The organism is Paenarthrobacter sp. NPDC056912, from assembly GCF_042786555.1.
GTDB lineage: Bacteria > Actinomycetota > Actinomycetes > Actinomycetales > Micrococcaceae > Arthrobacter.
In genome coordinates this window covers 82,180-96,487 of sequence record NZ_JBHUCD010000019.1, presented here as the reverse complement: position 1 = coordinate 96,487, position 14,308 = coordinate 82,180, and the positions used below count along the sequence as shown (strand labels likewise).

General features: G+C 62.7%; 14 protein-coding genes. 4 read left to right on the top strand and 10 right to left on the bottom strand.

Translation table 11 applies throughout. From position 1 onward, the window contains the following. Position 1 precedes the first annotated feature (1 nt). The gene (locus ACFRJ9_RS19030; RefSeq protein WP_377671150.1) at positions 2-703 is read right to left on the bottom strand and encodes an HAD family hydrolase; all 702 of its coding nucleotides are present in this window, start codon (positions 701-703) and stop codon (positions 2-4) included. A gap of 103 nt (positions 704-806) precedes the next feature. On the opposite strand from ACFRJ9_RS19030, the gene ACFRJ9_RS19025 reads away from it, so the two are divergent. From ACFRJ9_RS19025 to ACFRJ9_RS19015, 3 genes are all read left to right on the top strand, one after another. Continuing rightward, positions 807-1,448, top strand: a complete 642-nt coding sequence (locus tag ACFRJ9_RS19025; RefSeq protein WP_377671148.1) for an NADPH-dependent F420 reductase — start codon at positions 807-809, stop codon at positions 1,446-1,448. 180 nt (positions 1,449-1,628) lie between these two features. Beyond that, positions 1,629-3,209 carry a phytoene desaturase family protein gene (locus ACFRJ9_RS19020; protein ID WP_377671146.1) on the top strand — a complete coding sequence of 527 codons (1,581 nt, stop codon included), beginning with the start codon at positions 1,629-1,631 and terminating at the stop codon, positions 3,207-3,209. Positions 3,210-3,327: 118 nt separating this feature from the next. Further along, on the top strand, positions 3,328-4,110 hold the full coding sequence (locus ACFRJ9_RS19015) for a VOC family protein (RefSeq protein WP_377671145.1): 783 nt from the start codon (positions 3,328-3,330) through the stop codon (positions 4,108-4,110). Positions 4,111-4,160: 50 nt separating this feature from the next. Here ACFRJ9_RS19015 and ACFRJ9_RS19010 read toward each other — a convergent pair whose 3' ends face one another. From ACFRJ9_RS19010 to ACFRJ9_RS18985, 6 genes are all read right to left on the bottom strand, one after another. Beyond that, on the bottom strand, positions 4,161-5,045 hold the full coding sequence (locus tag ACFRJ9_RS19010; protein ID WP_377671143.1) for a PaaX family transcriptional regulator C-terminal domain-containing protein: 885 nt from the start codon (positions 5,043-5,045) through the stop codon (positions 4,161-4,163). Positions 5,046-5,143: 98 nt separating this feature from the next. Then, complete coding sequence (locus ACFRJ9_RS19005; RefSeq protein ID WP_377671140.1) at positions 5,144-5,809, bottom strand: GAP family protein; 666 nt, start codon at positions 5,807-5,809, stop codon at positions 5,144-5,146. Positions 5,810-5,848: 39 nt separating this feature from the next. Continuing rightward, positions 5,849-7,009: an AI-2E family transporter gene (locus ACFRJ9_RS19000; protein WP_377671138.1), complete on the bottom strand. Its 1,161-nt coding sequence runs from the start codon at positions 7,007-7,009 to the stop codon at positions 5,849-5,851. A 35-nt stretch (positions 7,010-7,044) separates the two neighbouring features. Beyond that, entirely contained in the window at positions 7,045-8,511 is a 1,467-nt protein-coding gene (gene cls, locus ACFRJ9_RS18995) for a cardiolipin synthase (RefSeq protein ID WP_377671135.1), read from the bottom strand. Between the two features lie 15 nt (positions 8,512-8,526). Beyond that, the gene (locus ACFRJ9_RS18990) at positions 8,527-8,817 is read right to left on the bottom strand and encodes a PLDc N-terminal domain-containing protein (RefSeq protein ID WP_377671133.1); all 291 of its coding nucleotides are present in this window, start codon (positions 8,815-8,817) and stop codon (positions 8,527-8,529) included. A gap of 175 nt (positions 8,818-8,992) precedes the next feature. After that, positions 8,993-11,542 carry a LuxR C-terminal-related transcriptional regulator gene (locus tag ACFRJ9_RS18985; RefSeq protein ID WP_377671131.1) on the bottom strand — a complete coding sequence of 850 codons (2,550 nt, stop codon included), beginning with the start codon at positions 11,540-11,542 and terminating at the stop codon, positions 8,993-8,995. Between the two features lie 255 nt (positions 11,543-11,797). On the opposite strand from ACFRJ9_RS18985, the gene ACFRJ9_RS18980 reads away from it, so the two are divergent. Beyond that, positions 11,798-12,298, top strand: coding sequence for a potassium channel family protein (locus ACFRJ9_RS18980; RefSeq protein WP_377671129.1), 501 nt, complete (start codon positions 11,798-11,800; stop codon positions 12,296-12,298). An 83-nt stretch (positions 12,299-12,381) separates the two neighbouring features. Here ACFRJ9_RS18980 and ACFRJ9_RS18975 read toward each other — a convergent pair whose 3' ends face one another. The 3 genes from ACFRJ9_RS18975 to ACFRJ9_RS18965 form a co-directional block, all read right to left on the bottom strand. Next, positions 12,382-12,780 carry an SHOCT domain-containing protein gene (locus tag ACFRJ9_RS18975; protein ID WP_377671127.1) on the bottom strand — a complete coding sequence of 133 codons (399 nt, stop codon included), beginning with the start codon at positions 12,778-12,780 and terminating at the stop codon, positions 12,382-12,384. 54 nt (positions 12,781-12,834) lie between these two features. Beyond that, on the bottom strand, positions 12,835-13,113 hold the full coding sequence (locus ACFRJ9_RS18970; RefSeq protein WP_377671124.1) for a hypothetical protein: 279 nt from the start codon (positions 13,111-13,113) through the stop codon (positions 12,835-12,837). Positions 13,114-13,419: 306 nt separating this feature from the next. After that, on the bottom strand, positions 13,420-14,250 hold the full coding sequence (locus tag ACFRJ9_RS18965) for a class II glutamine amidotransferase (RefSeq protein WP_377671122.1): 831 nt from the start codon (positions 14,248-14,250) through the stop codon (positions 13,420-13,422). Between the last annotated feature and the right edge of the window lie 58 nt (positions 14,251-14,308).

Sequence of the window (14,308 nt, the reverse complement as noted above, 5' to 3'; positions counted from 1 at the left end):
CTTAGGCGTTGGGGGTCAGCCTTCCAATGGCACTGTGTTCCAGGTTGTCCAGCAGGTCCCGTGGATTCTCGTAGACTTCCACGGCGCCTGCATGGCGAAGTTCCGCCGCGCTGATTCCACCAGACGTCAGGGCGATTGTATGGACGCCGATTTCCGCGGCGGCTTTCACGTCCCACACGGCGTCGCCGACAAAGACAACGTCGCGGGGGCCAAGCTCCAGCTTTTCCAAGCAAGCCAGCAGGATGTCCGGCGCGGGTTTGCTCTCCTTGGCATCGTTGGAGCTGGTCCACGCATCGATGGAGGAGTCGGCGTCGAGGAGCTGCCGGCAAACGTCCAGGTCGCGCTCCTGCGCGGATGACGCCAAACCCACGGCCAGCCCCGCATCCGAACAAGCTGCCAAAAGGTCCCGGGCCGAGTCGAAGGCCCGCAACGCGGGCCAGAACGTGGAGAACACGGCACCGTGCGTGGATTTCAGGTCCTCTTGGGTGTCGTCGGAACATCCGGGAACCAGGTGTTGGATGAGTTTGTCGCCGCCCATGCCGATGCAGCGGTGAATAGCGGACATCTGCACGTCCAGGCCCTCCCGCCGGAACGCCTGCCACCACGCCAGCGTGTGGATATAGCTGGAATCAATCAAGGTCCCATCCACGTCAAAGAGGACCCCGCGTTTGTTTCCGGACCGCGCACTCGATAGTGAGGACATTTTGTAAGCCTACTGATCGCCCATCCCCACAGGAAGGAGATTCCCGGCCGACATATTGCGTAACGCGGGAAATACGCGCCTGCAACAAGTTGTTGGCACGGATATGACAACAATCGGAATCATCGGTGCAGGACACATTGGCAGCCAGGTTGCACGCAAGGCCGTGGAACAGGGCTACGACGTCGTGATCAGCAACTCACGGGGTCCCGAAACCCTCGGCGAGCTCGTCGCGGAACTGGGGCCGCGGGCCCGGGCCGCAACGGCCGGCGAGGCAGCAGCGGCGGGCGATTTCGCCGTCGTGACCGTTCCCCTCAAGAACTACCAGGGCATCCCGGTGGAACCGCTTGAGGGCAAGATCGTCATCGACACCAACAACTATTACTGGGAGCGGGACGGCCGCATCCCCGAGCTGGACAATGGAGAAGCCACTACGTCCGGGCTCCTCCAGAAGCACCTCCCCACATCCAAGGTAGCCAAGGGCTTCAACCACATCTTCGCCAAGGACATCGCCACTGACGGCACCCCCGCGGGTACACCGAACCGGCGCGCCCTGGCCACTTCCAGCGACTTCCCGGAAGCGGCGGAGCTGGTGGCCAGGCTGTATGACGAGTTTGGTTTCGACACCGTCAACATCGGCCCCCTCGAGGACAGCTGGCGCGTCGAGCGCGACCGCCCTGCCTACGTCATCCGGCAGAACGCGGACGAACTGCGGGACAACATGGCCAAGGCGCCGCGCACAGTCTAGGCAGCAAGCACGACGGCGGCAGGCGCCTGGCGCTTGCCGCCGCCATTGCGCGACGCACAGTCGCCCAGATGGCGGGCCACGTGATGCTCACCACATCGAGGGTCGTGATAAGGCTAAGATTTACTTACCTTTGAAGGCATCACACGTAAGTGGTGGCACTGGTGGGGCTAGTCTCGCCCCATGGAGAAAACACAGTTTGATGTAGTCATTGTGGGCGGTGGTCATAACGGGCTGACAGCGGCCGCCTATCTGGCGCGCGCAGGAAAAAGCGTCGCCGTCCTGGAGCGTGACCAGCATTTTGGCGGGGCCGCCATTTCGGCCGCCGCCTTCAAAGGCGTGGATGCGCGCCTGTCGCGGTACTCGTACCTGGTCAGCCTGTTTCCCGAGCGGATCATCCGTGAGCTTGGCCTCAGCATCGACCTCGCCCGCCGGCGCTACTCGTCCTACACCCCGGATCCGAACGAACCGGGAACCGGACTCCTGATCGACGGCGGCGATCCGAACGCCAGCCGGGAGTCGTTCGTCCGCGTGGGCCACGGCGCCGAGGCCGACTTTGATGCTCTCGAGCGGTTCTACACCGACACGGGAAAGCTGGCCAGGGCGCTCTTCCCGACCGTCTGCGAACCCTTGCCAACCCGGACGGAAGCACGGGAGCTCCTGGGCGATGACGAGCTCTGGAAGGCGTTCATGGAGAACCCCCTGGGGCAGGTCATCACCGAGCGGCTCTCCCACAACCTGGTTCGCGGCCTGGTTGCCACCGACGCGCTGATCGGAACCTTCACCTCCCTGGACGATCCGTCGCTGGATGCCAACCGCTGCTTCCTCTATCACGTGATCGGCAACCAAACAGGTGATTGGGATATCCCTTTGGGCGGCATGGGATCGGTCTCGCGGGAGTTGGAGCGCGCGGCACGCGAGGCCGGCGCCGTGATGCTTCCGGGCGCGGACGTCAAAACCATTTCCGACGACGGTTCGGTCCGGTTCCAGCGCGACGGCTCCACGCAGGTGGTCCACGGCGAAAGGGTGCTGTCCAATGTGGCGCCGTGGGTGCTTCAAGGATTGCTCGGTTCACCCTCGATGCCCGTTGCCGCACGGCCCGAGGGCGCCCAGATCAAAGTGAACCTGCTCCTGCGCCGCCTGCCCAAACTCCTGGACACGTCCGTCAGCCCTGAAGCGGCCTTCGGCGGGACCTTCCACATCAACGAGCGCTACGAACAGCTTGAAGACGCCTACCAGGCAGCAGTGGACGGCGCCATCCCCAGCCCGCTCCCCAGCGAGATCTACTGCCACTCGCTCACCGACCCCAGCATCCTCTCCGAAGAACTCGTGGCCGCCGGAGTCCAAACCCTCACTGTGTTCGGGCTGCACACACCGGACCGGCTGGTCACTGAAGAGAACAACGACCAGATGCGGGCGAAGCTCCAGGCTGCCGTGCTGGAGTCCCTCAACTCCGTGCTGGCCGAACCCATTGAAGATCTCCTGCTCAGCGACGCCGACGGGAATCCTTGCGTTGAAGCCAAGACCACGCTGGACCTGGAACACGCACTCAACATGTCCGGCGGAAACATCTTCCACGGCAACCTGCAGTGGCCGTTCCTCGAAGACGACGAACCCCGCGATTCTCCGGCCGAACGGTGGGGAGTGGCCACGGGGCATCCGCGGATCTTCCTCTGCGGCGCGGGCGCCCGGCGCGGCGGCGGTGTCAGCGGACTCGGCGGACACAACGCGGCAATGGCCGTCTTGGAGGATTTGGCCGGCTGAACCGTGTCATGAATCGGGCTGGACACGCACTTTATGGGTGGCTGCCTCCTCGAAAAGCCCAGCGCATGGGGCATCCGGGGAGGCAGCCACCCTTAATATCCCTAGTCAAAGGAGTCCCATGTCCACCAAAATCTCCAGCTGGCCCTCAGCAACTCCCATGTGGGTTGACCTTGGCGCCGACGACCTTAGCGCCGCCAAAGCCTTCTATGCCGACCTTTTCGGCTGGGAGTATGTGTCCGGCGGCGAGGATTCAGGAGACTACCTCCTGGCTCATATCGGCGGGCACGCCGTGGCAGGAATCGGCCCCAAGCAGGACCCCGCCATGCCAACCGTGTGGACCACCTTCCTGGCATCGGACGATGTTGAGGTGACGTCCAAGAAAATAGCAGCGGCCGGCGGACAGTTGATTGCACCTCCCTTTGACGTGATGGATTCCGGCCGGATGGCGCTGGCTGCAGACACTGCCGGAGCCGTCTTCGGCATCTGGCAGGCAGGGACCCACATCGGGGCAGAACGGGTCAACGAGCACGGGGCACTGTGCTGGAACGAGCTCCACACACGCGACTACCTGGCGGCCCGGGCCTTCTATGCCGAAGCCTTCGACGTCAGCTACCAGGACATCACGGAGGACGGATACGTCTACTCCACCATCCGCCGCCCGCTGGATGGCCGGGAAGTCGGCGGGGTCCACCATGACACAGAACTTCCCGACGACGTACCCAACTACTGGCTGACCTGGTTCGCCAGCGAACACGTGGACGGCACCGCGGCGCGGGCCGTGGAGCTCGGCTCAACCCTCATTGCACCCGTCACGGACAGCCCCCTTGGGCGCATGGCGATCGTGCAAGCACCACAAGGTGAAGTGTTCGGCGTCATCGACGCGCCCCACACCAACGAGTAGTCAGCTGCGTCTGCAGGCGGCAGGCTCAGACCGCGTGATAGTCGGACTCCCTAAGCCGCCGCCGGATCCAAAGCATCGCTGATAATTTCATGCGCGTGGGCGGCGGCGAGGGGAGCGGCCAAACGATGAACTGCCTGGAAGCTCTTGCGCACGGCAGGCCCATGCCACTCAGGCGGCAGGTAGTCGGTGGGCAGATTGGGATCCCGGTAAGGGAACTTGCGCCACATGGTGAGCATCGGGATGTAGTAACGGAAAGCGTCGCGACGCAGCTCTTCCGTGGAGGAAGCCAGGGCGGCTTCCGGATCGTCGCCAACCCGTTGGGTCCACTGCTGCTCCGCCCCCTGGTACAGCTCAAGGAACTCGGTGAACTGCTCATCGAGTTCCTTGAGGTCCCACCATTCAGAGATCTTCGGCCGCATGGGTCCGTCAAAAACATAGTCACTACGGAACAAATCCACGAATTCGATCAGCCCGCCGGCCGTGAGGCGCTCCCGGGCCTGTTCCAGCTTGTGCGCGGGCGCGATCCACACGCCGTTGGCCACGGACCCGAAACCAAGCCCGGACAACGCCGAGCGCAGCTGGTGCCGGCGGTTCCGCATCGATTCGGGCACGGAGAACACGGCAAGCACCCAGGTGTCCACTGGCGCCGGCTGCTCAGGGGCAAAGATCCGGCGGTCACCTTCGCGGAAAACATCGCTGACGGATTCGGAGATTTTGTACTTCGCAATACCGCCTTCGCGGACACTCTTCAGCACGCCCTTGGCCTTGAGGCGGGACACCGAGGACCTCACCCCCGGCGCATCGTAACCGAGCGAGCCCAGCATGGAGATCAGCGCGGATACCGGCAAGGCATCGCCCGCGTTCCGGCCGTAGAGGCCGAAAATCGTGACAAGCAACTGCTGGTGGCGCACCGCGGGTGCCGGAACGGCGAACATCGACGGATCCTCATTTCCGCGCCCCGATTCAGGCGCCAGTCAAGTTCATCATAGGTGCGGTGAACGTGCCGTTCCGGCGGTGCCGCCGCAGTGGTCTATCAAAGCCGGGAAAAGCTGAAGCCGGCGATGACCAGGCCGATCGCCAGCACAGTGGAGGCCGCAATCGCCTTGCTGTTCCGCTGCATCCACCCGTCCACTGCTGTCAGCATCACGTCGGCGCGCTCGGGCCGCCTGAGCCAAAGGACGATCGGCACCAGGACCGCAGTCTGGAGGGCCAAGGCGTAGCCGAGGACAAAAAGCGATCCAGCGAGCAACTGCAGGCCTTGCAGTCCGATCAGCGCGCCGGCAGTGATGGAGAGCAGCAACGCTTTGGGACGCAGGTTCAGGACGAGGCCCAAAGCCAGGAATTTCCACGGACGGGCGGAGTCCAGTTGCGCCTTGATCCTGCCCAGCATCAGGTTGTCCGTTGTGTTCTGGCGCCTGAAGAGATGCACGGAATATCCCACCAGAACTGCCGCGATAACAAAGCCCGCCGCCGCAAGCTCCACGTTCTGGGGCTTGTCGTTCCGGACAGGCAAGGATTGAAGCCCGATTGCCGCGAGGCCCACCACTACTGCGGCCCCCGAAAGCGTACCGATCAGGAAAGGCAGAGCTCCGCGGTGGGCGTTTGGAGACAACAGGATCATGATGGTGATGCTGACGGGCACAGTACTCATCGCACCAGCGAGCGCGAGGGGCAAGAGGCCGACGACGAGGCTCAGCACGTGTAGCTCACCCGGCCTCAGCCGCACGCCGGCGGGACATCACGCCTTCACCTCACCGGGATCAGGGTTCCCCGGCCCCTCCCGGGTCCGCCGGGACCGCCGCGCGCGGATCTCTTTGTCCTCGTCCTTGATGATGGCTTCGAGTTCCGATCTGTCGCCGGTCAGGGCCCTGCGCCAGGTCCTGGAGGTGTCGGCATCCACCAGCAATGCGCGGACCAGCAGTGTGAGGGGCACGGCCAAAATGGCGCCCATGGGACCCAGGATCAGGGCCCAGAAGAGTACTGAGACAAAGGTCAATGTCTCGCTGAGGGATACGGCGTTGCCAATGTATTTGGGTTGGATCACAGATTGGATGGCGCTGTTGATGACGCCGAAGACGATGATGACGCCCACCACTGTGGGCCAGCCGCCGCTGAGGTAGCCAAAGAAGAGTGGCGGAACAATGGCGATGAAGTAGCCGACGTTGGGGATGAAGCTGCAAATGAATGAGAGCAGACCCCACAGGAGAGCGCCGGGAACCTGGAGGAGCACCAAAACCAACCAGTTAAAAAGGCCTTGTGCGACCCCCAGGACTGTAGTGGCAACCATGTACCGGCGGACGCCCGCGCCGAAGCCCGTCAAAGCTGTCACAATGGCCGGACGGTGCCGGCCCACATAGGTGAGCAGGGCAGGGACGCGGGATCCGTCCACCGCCATGAGAATCAACATCGTCAGGATGACTACGAGGCCGCCCACCAGATCCGTGACGCTACCGAGGAGGCCGGCCACGAATCCGATGATGCGTCCCGGGGTGAAACTCTCCTGGATGGCCTGGGTTTGCTCCGGCCCGAACCCTGCAGATTCCAGGGCCCGGGTGACGGCGTCGCCCAGTTGCTGAAGTTGCGGGGCGAACTGCGGCAACAGTGCGGCGAATTGCGCCAGTGCCGCGATCAGGACCGTTGCAAAGGCGATCAACAGGCCAAAGACAGCTCCGATGGTGGTGACCGTGGCAAAACCCCTGCGGATGCCGCGCCCGTGCATCCAATGCCTGATCGGATGCACGCAAAGGGTGAGCACGAAGGCCAGGAACACCGGCGTGAAGATCCCCTTGATCGCGGCCATTCCGAACGCGGCCACGGTGGCTCCGGCCAAGGCAAGGAGGATCGTCGTGCTGCGGGGAAGGCCTGTTGGAGGCTCCGAATCAGATGGTTCCGGCCCCATGGTGCTCTCCTTTGCTAGGCCCGGTTTGCCTGCGTCTATTGCAGGGACGAGGTGAGCCGGGCGAGGTTGTCGAACACTTTTTGCTGGGTGGGGCGTTCCATCCACTCATCGAGGTGGAGTTCAATGCTGTTCGCCCGGTACCCGTCCTCGACGTGGCGCATCGCATCCACAAGCCAACGCCCGTGCGCCAACACGGAGACCTCCATGTTCAGGGCGAATGATCGAACGTCCATGTTGCTTGACCCGATGACGGCCACCTCCTCGTCAATGGTGAAGTGCTTGGAGTGGAGGACCTTGGGCGAGCGGTAAAGGTGGATCCGTACGCCTGCCCGGAGCAGGGCCTCGTAGTAGGAGCGCTGCGCGTGGTAGACAAGTGCTTGGTCCCCCACCTCGGAGACGAACAATTCCACGTCCAGCCCTCTCGCGGCAGCGGTCAGAATGGCCATCATGATGGATTCATCAGGCACAAAGTACGGGCTGGTGATGCTGACACGGCGCTCGGCTTTGTGGATCAGCGCTGTGTACAGCTTCAGGTTGTTGTCGTTGTCAAAGCTCGGCCCGCTGGGCAACACCTGAGCGTCCAGGAGCCCTGGTCCGTCACGGACCACAATCGGCGCAGTGTTCGGTGGCAGGATGACTCCCGATTCGCTGTACCAGTCCGTGGCGAACACTGCATCAAGTTCACGGACCAGCGGTCCTTCCACGCGGATCATCAATTCCTGCCAGGTGAGTCCCCGCTTCTTGTTCTTCTCCGTGTTGTAGCTGGAGTCGATGAGGTTCTGGGATCCGGTGAAGCCGATCCTCCCGTCCACCACCACGATCTTGCGATGGTTCCGCAGGTCGGGGCGCTGCCATTTACCCTTCAACGGCATCAACGGAAGCATCGGGTAGTAGTCGATGCCGGCTTTGCGCAGGAATTCAATCGTTTCCTTTCGCCCCGGGTACATGAGGCCGGACAGGTGATCCGAGAGCACCCTGACCTTGACTCCGCGCCCTGCAGCGCGCTCCATGGCATCGAAGAACGGTGAAGTGGAAGGGTCTCTGGCAAAGATGTAAAACTCCACGTTCACGTAGTCTTCGGCGGCGTCAATGGCCTTGACCATCGAGTCAAAGGTGCCGTTGTAGTCGTCCAACAGCTCGACGGCGTTCCCGCCGATCATCGGCAGCGCCCCGAGGTTCCGGTTCAGCACTACCGCCGAATGCAGCCATTCCGGCCACTCGTCACTGTGATTGACCGCCAGCGTCCCCTTGGTTCCCTCAGCTACCCGCGCGTTGACCTCCCGCTGCTTCTCGCGCCGAGCCTTCGGCAGCTTGGCGTTTCCCACCAGGAGGAAAGCCAAAGCTCCCAGGACGGGTATGAAGATAATGGCCAGCAGCCATGCAATCGCGGAGGACGGCCGGCGGTTCCTTGAGAGCAGGACGGCGGCTATGGCAACCAGCACGAAGTGGACAGCCACCACGAGCAGCGTGACCCGTTCGGGGTCTTGAAAGAAATCGAGCACTGGGGCGTCCTGGTCTCAGATGATGAACCTGCTGTCGTACCGGTTGCCGGGGTCGAAGTAGCTGTGGCGGGACTGGGGACCGGAACGATCGTTCATGCCCCTGCCACGAACGATCAGATACAGCAGGACACCCAGGAGAGGCAGGAAGATCAGCAAAAGCATCCAGCCGCCCTTTGCCCAGCCGCTGAGGTCCTGGTCCCGAAACACGTCGCCGATGATGGTGAAGAGCGCGGACAGGAACGCGAAGAGAATCAAAAGCCCGGCGACTCCCCAGAAGATGGTCCAGATGTTCTCGAAGTAACCCATGTGCTTCCCAAGCTCCTAGTACGGTGACGGACTGCGGCGGTTCCGGGTCGAGCGGCCAGATGACCGGAGACTCATGTGTGCATAGGTTCATTGTCGGCATCGGAGGGTGGCCTGAACCTCACCCCTTGGGGGTGAAACTGGGGCCCGAACAAAGCGGCCTCGCCGGAAAGGAGCCTTACAGGATTCCCCGTGCCGCGGCGATCTTCAGGACGTCGCGCCGGCTCGCAGCTCCGAGCTTCCGGTAAATGGACCGCTGGTGCGTCTTGACCGTGTTCACCGATATGAACAAAGCGCTGCCAATATCGGCCGCGGTCATCATTGAGCGCATGTAGGTAAGGACCTCAAGTTCTCGCTCTGTGAGGCTCCAGTACAGGAACGTCGTCATGCTGTCGTCATGCGTGCTTGGCGTCATCCGCGCGGCTACAAATGCTTCGTGGGCCGTGCCCCACACGGCGTGCTGGACAAGGAGACCCGAAAGGTCGTCATGGCGTTCAGCGAATGGTCGCAGGACGCACTGCGGCTCGGCCAGGGAGATCGCGTGCTCAATCCGCTCATGGGCGGTGGTCATGTCACCGGACTTCGCAGCAATAAGCGACTCGGTCAACGCCATGCTGGTTCCGATATAGGCGTTGCGTTGGCGTTCCGGAAGGGATTCGGTGCAGCGGAGGGCGTCAGCGAAATTCCCTCCACGCCTGAGCAACTCGGCCAGGAACGTTTCCACCAAAGGAGGGTGTCCTCCCACACCCAGCGGCTTGACCATCGCCAAGGCACCGGCAAGGTCTCCACTGGCTTCTGCAAGTTTCGCTCGTGCCATGACGGAAAATGTCTGCCAGGAGGGCCCAAACAGCCCACGGTTCTGAGGCGAGGCCAACTGGCTGCGCGACGCGGCAACCTGGACCTCGTCGCCTCCGGCGCAATCGATCAGGACCCGGTAGAAAGCGCACAGTTTGGCTGCGGAAGTCACCCCGTTCCCCGCATGCTGGATCTTGTCCAGATGGCTCCGTGCGCTCACAAGGTCGTCCACCCAATAACAAGCGATTCCCCGCGCCAGCCAAGCGGAGTCCCCTGGACCGTCCGCGCTCCAGCCGAGGTCCTGGGCGCTTTCCAAGGCGTAGAGGGCAATTTTGTCGGCTCCCATCAGGTCGCCGGCGGCCGCATGGGCCAGCGCGATTTCCGAGGCCACCCCCACCCTTTCTTCCACTGAGGCATCAATCCCCCGAACTGTGCCCGCAACCGTATTAGCCAGCGGAGACCCGTCGCGCCCATGGATGTCCGTCCGCCTTAGGAGCGCCACCTCCGTCGTCGGTTCGCCGGCGTGGCCGCCGTCGTCGTTCTGCACGGCCGCGGCATGTCCAGCTGCCGTGACACTGTCCCGTGGTAGCAGTCCGAGCAGGTCCGCAAAGGATTCGAGCCTCTGCCTGCGCCCGGCGTCAATGTCCGCAACACCGGCCAGGGCTCGGCGGTTGAGGACCGCAGCGGACGAAACGTCTCCAGCAAGCGAGCGGCAGACAGCCCTGATCAGGAGGACTTCGGCGTCATCACACCAGGGCGCCGCAAGGTCGAGGCACAGCTGTTCCAGGGCGTGCAGGCCGTTGCGCAGGAGATACTCCACCCAGCGGCCTCCCAGCGCTTCCGCGGCCAACTGGGGTTCACGGCCCATCAACGCCTGCGCCACGCTTTCGGAGACGTCGACATCCTCGTAATAGCGGGCGGCGACCCGATGAAGATGCTCCGCAAGGACGGGGTTCCTGTACTCCAGAATTCCGCGGCATTGTGCTGCAAACAGCGGCTGCCAATGATAGACAGCCTCGTCCTCACGGAAGTCTGTCTCCTCGAGGAAGAGTCCCTTCCTCAGGCACTCCTGGAGCAGGATTCCGGCTGTAGGCAACCCGGACAGCTCGATTGCCAGTCCGCGCTCAAGCCAGTCGCAGGTGGTGGCGCGCAAAACGAAGTCGGCCAAGGGCTCGTCGAGCTGGCTGAGGACTTCCTCGGCGATGTAGTCCGCGAAAGCACTCTCCGAGGTGAACACACCGGAAGCGCCCTCCGGTTCAGTCTGCGCCTGGCGCACCCCCAGGAACGCTGCATGAATGGCCACAGGCCACCCTGCCGTCGCGGCCCAGATCTCTTCCACGTCCCAGCCAGGTGCCCGTCCGAGGCCATCGGCGAACCGGGCGGCCTCCTCCAGGGTGAATGCCAGGTCTCCGGTGCGGAACTCCTCCAACCCCCCGCTGTAACGCAGCCGCTCAAGTCGCAGCGAAGAATGGTCCCGACCAGAGAGAACCAACTTCAAGGAGGGGGGCGCAGACCGTGTCAGCACCCCCACGATGCCGTCCACCAATCCGGGCCCGGCCAAGTGAACGTCGTCGATGACCACGGCCAAGGGCTGATCAAGCAGTTCCAAGGCCCCCAGAAGATGATCATAGGACGCTGCTTCGTCCTGGACGAGTGCCCGGTCATGGCTAAGGAGGACTTCATTCATGGCAGGAAAATCTCTGGCCGCTGCTGATTGGATGGCAGCCAGTATGCCCCGGAACAGCCGTTCAGGCTGTGCATCAAAGCGGTCAAGGGTGAGCCACGCTGACGGCATGGGCGTATTGCGGACCCAGTCACTCAAGATAGTGGACTTGCCGTAGCCCGCTGGGGCTTCAACAAGTATCAGCCGGCGCGAACCGGCGGCCACGGACAAGCCATCATTGAGGCGGGGACGCTCAATTGCAGCGTCCACGCTACGGGGCGGCTGGATCTTGAACAGTGGACTGGGCCCAAATCCGCTTGCGGATAAGTGTCCCACGAGGCACAGAATAGGCCTCGACCGCTCCGGTATCAAGGCTTCCCGGATACGGCAGCGCAAGGCACGTAGGCGTCGTACCGGCGGCGCCGCGCCGCAGCCTGGCCAAGGTCGGGCGGGGTTAGCATGAGTCATGCTCCGGCAGCGCCGCGCAAAACGCCCGGCACTGCTCACTTCATCGATGGATCGACTATGCGACGAGTGGTATTAGGTGCGATCGCACGGACGGCTGCCGTGGTGGCCGCCACCCTTCTCCTGTACTTCTTCGTACCGGTAGACGGTTTTAACGAACACAATCCTGCCGCTGCCTGGTTCCGGCTGGCGGTTGTCGCACTGGTGTTTCTAGGGGCCATGAGCTTCCAGGTCCGGCGGGTGGCGTACGCCAAAGCCCCGCTGGTGCGCGCTGCGGAGGGCATCGTGCAGATCGTCGTGTTGTTCGTCAGTCTTTTCTCGCTGCTCTACACCGCCATAGCCACATCCGACCCACTCGCATTCACCGAGCCCCTTGACCGGCTGGATGCGCTGTACTTTACGACCACCACCCTGGCTACGGTGGGGTTCGGCGACATCACGCCGGTCACCGACTTGGCCCGCGCCGTAGTGACGGTGCAGATGCTTGCCGGGCTCGGCCTCCTGGTGGTGGTGGGACGGGCGTTCCTCTTCGCAGCGAAACGTCCGCGCCCGCAAGCATAAGCCGCGCCCGCACGTAAAGACCGCGTCAGCCGACGTCGTGACGTCTGCCGGCGCGGTCTCTGGGATCGCGGTCCCCGGGATGTTCACACGGCTACTTTGGCCTTGATCGCTGCGAATTCAGTTGCGGTGATGGTTCCATCATCGAGCAGGGCCTTGGCCTTGGAAATCTCGTCACTGGGGCTCGAGGTGGGGCCTGAGGTGGCAACGCTCCTGATGTAGGCCTCGCCTGCTGCCTGGCGCTGCCGGGCGTTCTCCATGGAGCGCTGGGTCATACCGTTTCCGCGGGCAATCAGGTAGACCAGCACCGTAAGGAACGGTATAAAGACCAGGGCGAACAGCCAGATGGCTTTCAACCAGCCGTTCAGGGCGTGGTCCCGGAAAATATCGCCGATGATCGCAAACAGGGCGTACATGTAGCCGAAGAAGGCGTAAATGGTGAAGAACCACCAGAAGATGTCCCAAAAGTTTTCAAAGAAATTCATTGTGATCTCACATGCTCTCATTCAGGGTGGCGGCGTCCACAGGGAACGCGGTCTCTAGCATTTGATGTCTTTGCTGAGGTTGGACACGGCAGTCTCAACGCCCGCTGCTTCGTCCTTAAGTGATGCGACCGCTTCAGGAACCGTCGCCTGGTCACGGACATCGTTGACAGCAGCCTCGAATTTCTTTTCAGCCGCCTTCACGGCCTCCAACCGGTCCTGGGTAATGTCCGCCGCCTTCTTGTTCAGCTCGTCAGCGGCCTTCACCACCTCGTCCCGCGCTGCGCGGATTTGCTCGATGGTCGCTTCAGGCGTCAGTAGGTTTCTGAAACTCACAACGGCCGCGTTGTAGGCTGAGGCTGCGTTGCAGACATCCTCCGTTTTTGCCTGTTCTTTCGCGATGCTGGCACTGGCGGAGGCTGTGCTTGTACTTCCCGAATTGCTGGGCCCGCAGCCCGTGAGCAAAACAATTGCCATCCCGACTGCCACTGGTCCTGCCAGGACCGGGTGCGGTCTCCACATAAGAGGTTCCCTTCTGAGCTCGACTGCTGTTTCACAGCCCCTATGGCGGCCGCGTAGGAACATTGTTGATCTGGCACACAGGGCTAACCTCATCCCCTGAGGATGAAATGCCGGTCCCTGCTAGGCCGCCGTCGGCGTGAAGGGGAGGATCTCGGCTTCAGCGCCGCGCACCAGGATGCAGGTGGATTCAGGGATCTCCTGCCATGCTCCGTAGAGATCCCCCAGTGGCTCGGAAACCACTATCCGGGACTCGCGTGAGAGGCCCTTCAAGACATCGTTGTCCGGATACTGCGCCTGGAGGGTTTCGATGTCGGTGCTGTGGAACAGGGACCGGGAATTACCCTCGCTGGAATAGCGGAAAGCCCAGGTGGTCTCGCCGTCGGTGGTGGCTATTGTCATCTGCATCGGATCTTCGATCCCGTGACGCCGGCCCGTCCTTTCGACAAATTCGACGGCGGCAGCCACCGCCGCTCGAACGTCTTCCGTCAGACCGAAGCTGAGGGCAAGGTAGAAGAACAATTCGGAATCCGTCGATCCCAGGATCTCAGGGTAGAGCTCCGGCTCGACCGCCAACGCCAGGTCCCGTTTGATGGTGGGGAAGCCCCTGATGGCCCCGTTGTGCATCCATAGCCAGTCCTCATGCCGGAAGGGGTGGCAGTTTGTTTGCTGCACGGCCGAACCTGTGGAGGCGCGAATATGCGCGAAGACCCGCTCTGAGGATGCCTGCGCGCAGAGTTCGCGAAGATTGACGTCATGCCACGCCGGTTCCGTGCTGCGGAACAGGCCTGGTGTTTGCCGGGTTCCATACCAACCGACGCCGAAGCCGTCACCATTGGTGGTTTCCACGCCGAGGCGCGAATGCTTGCTTTGCATGACGAGTGAGTTGGCGGGCTTGTAAAGAAGTTCCTCCAAACTCACCGGTGAACCTGAGTACGCTAGCCAACGGCACATGTCGGCCTCCCTTCATTTTTCATTGCAGCACGGAGGCCGCCCCGGGCAGATCACCCGA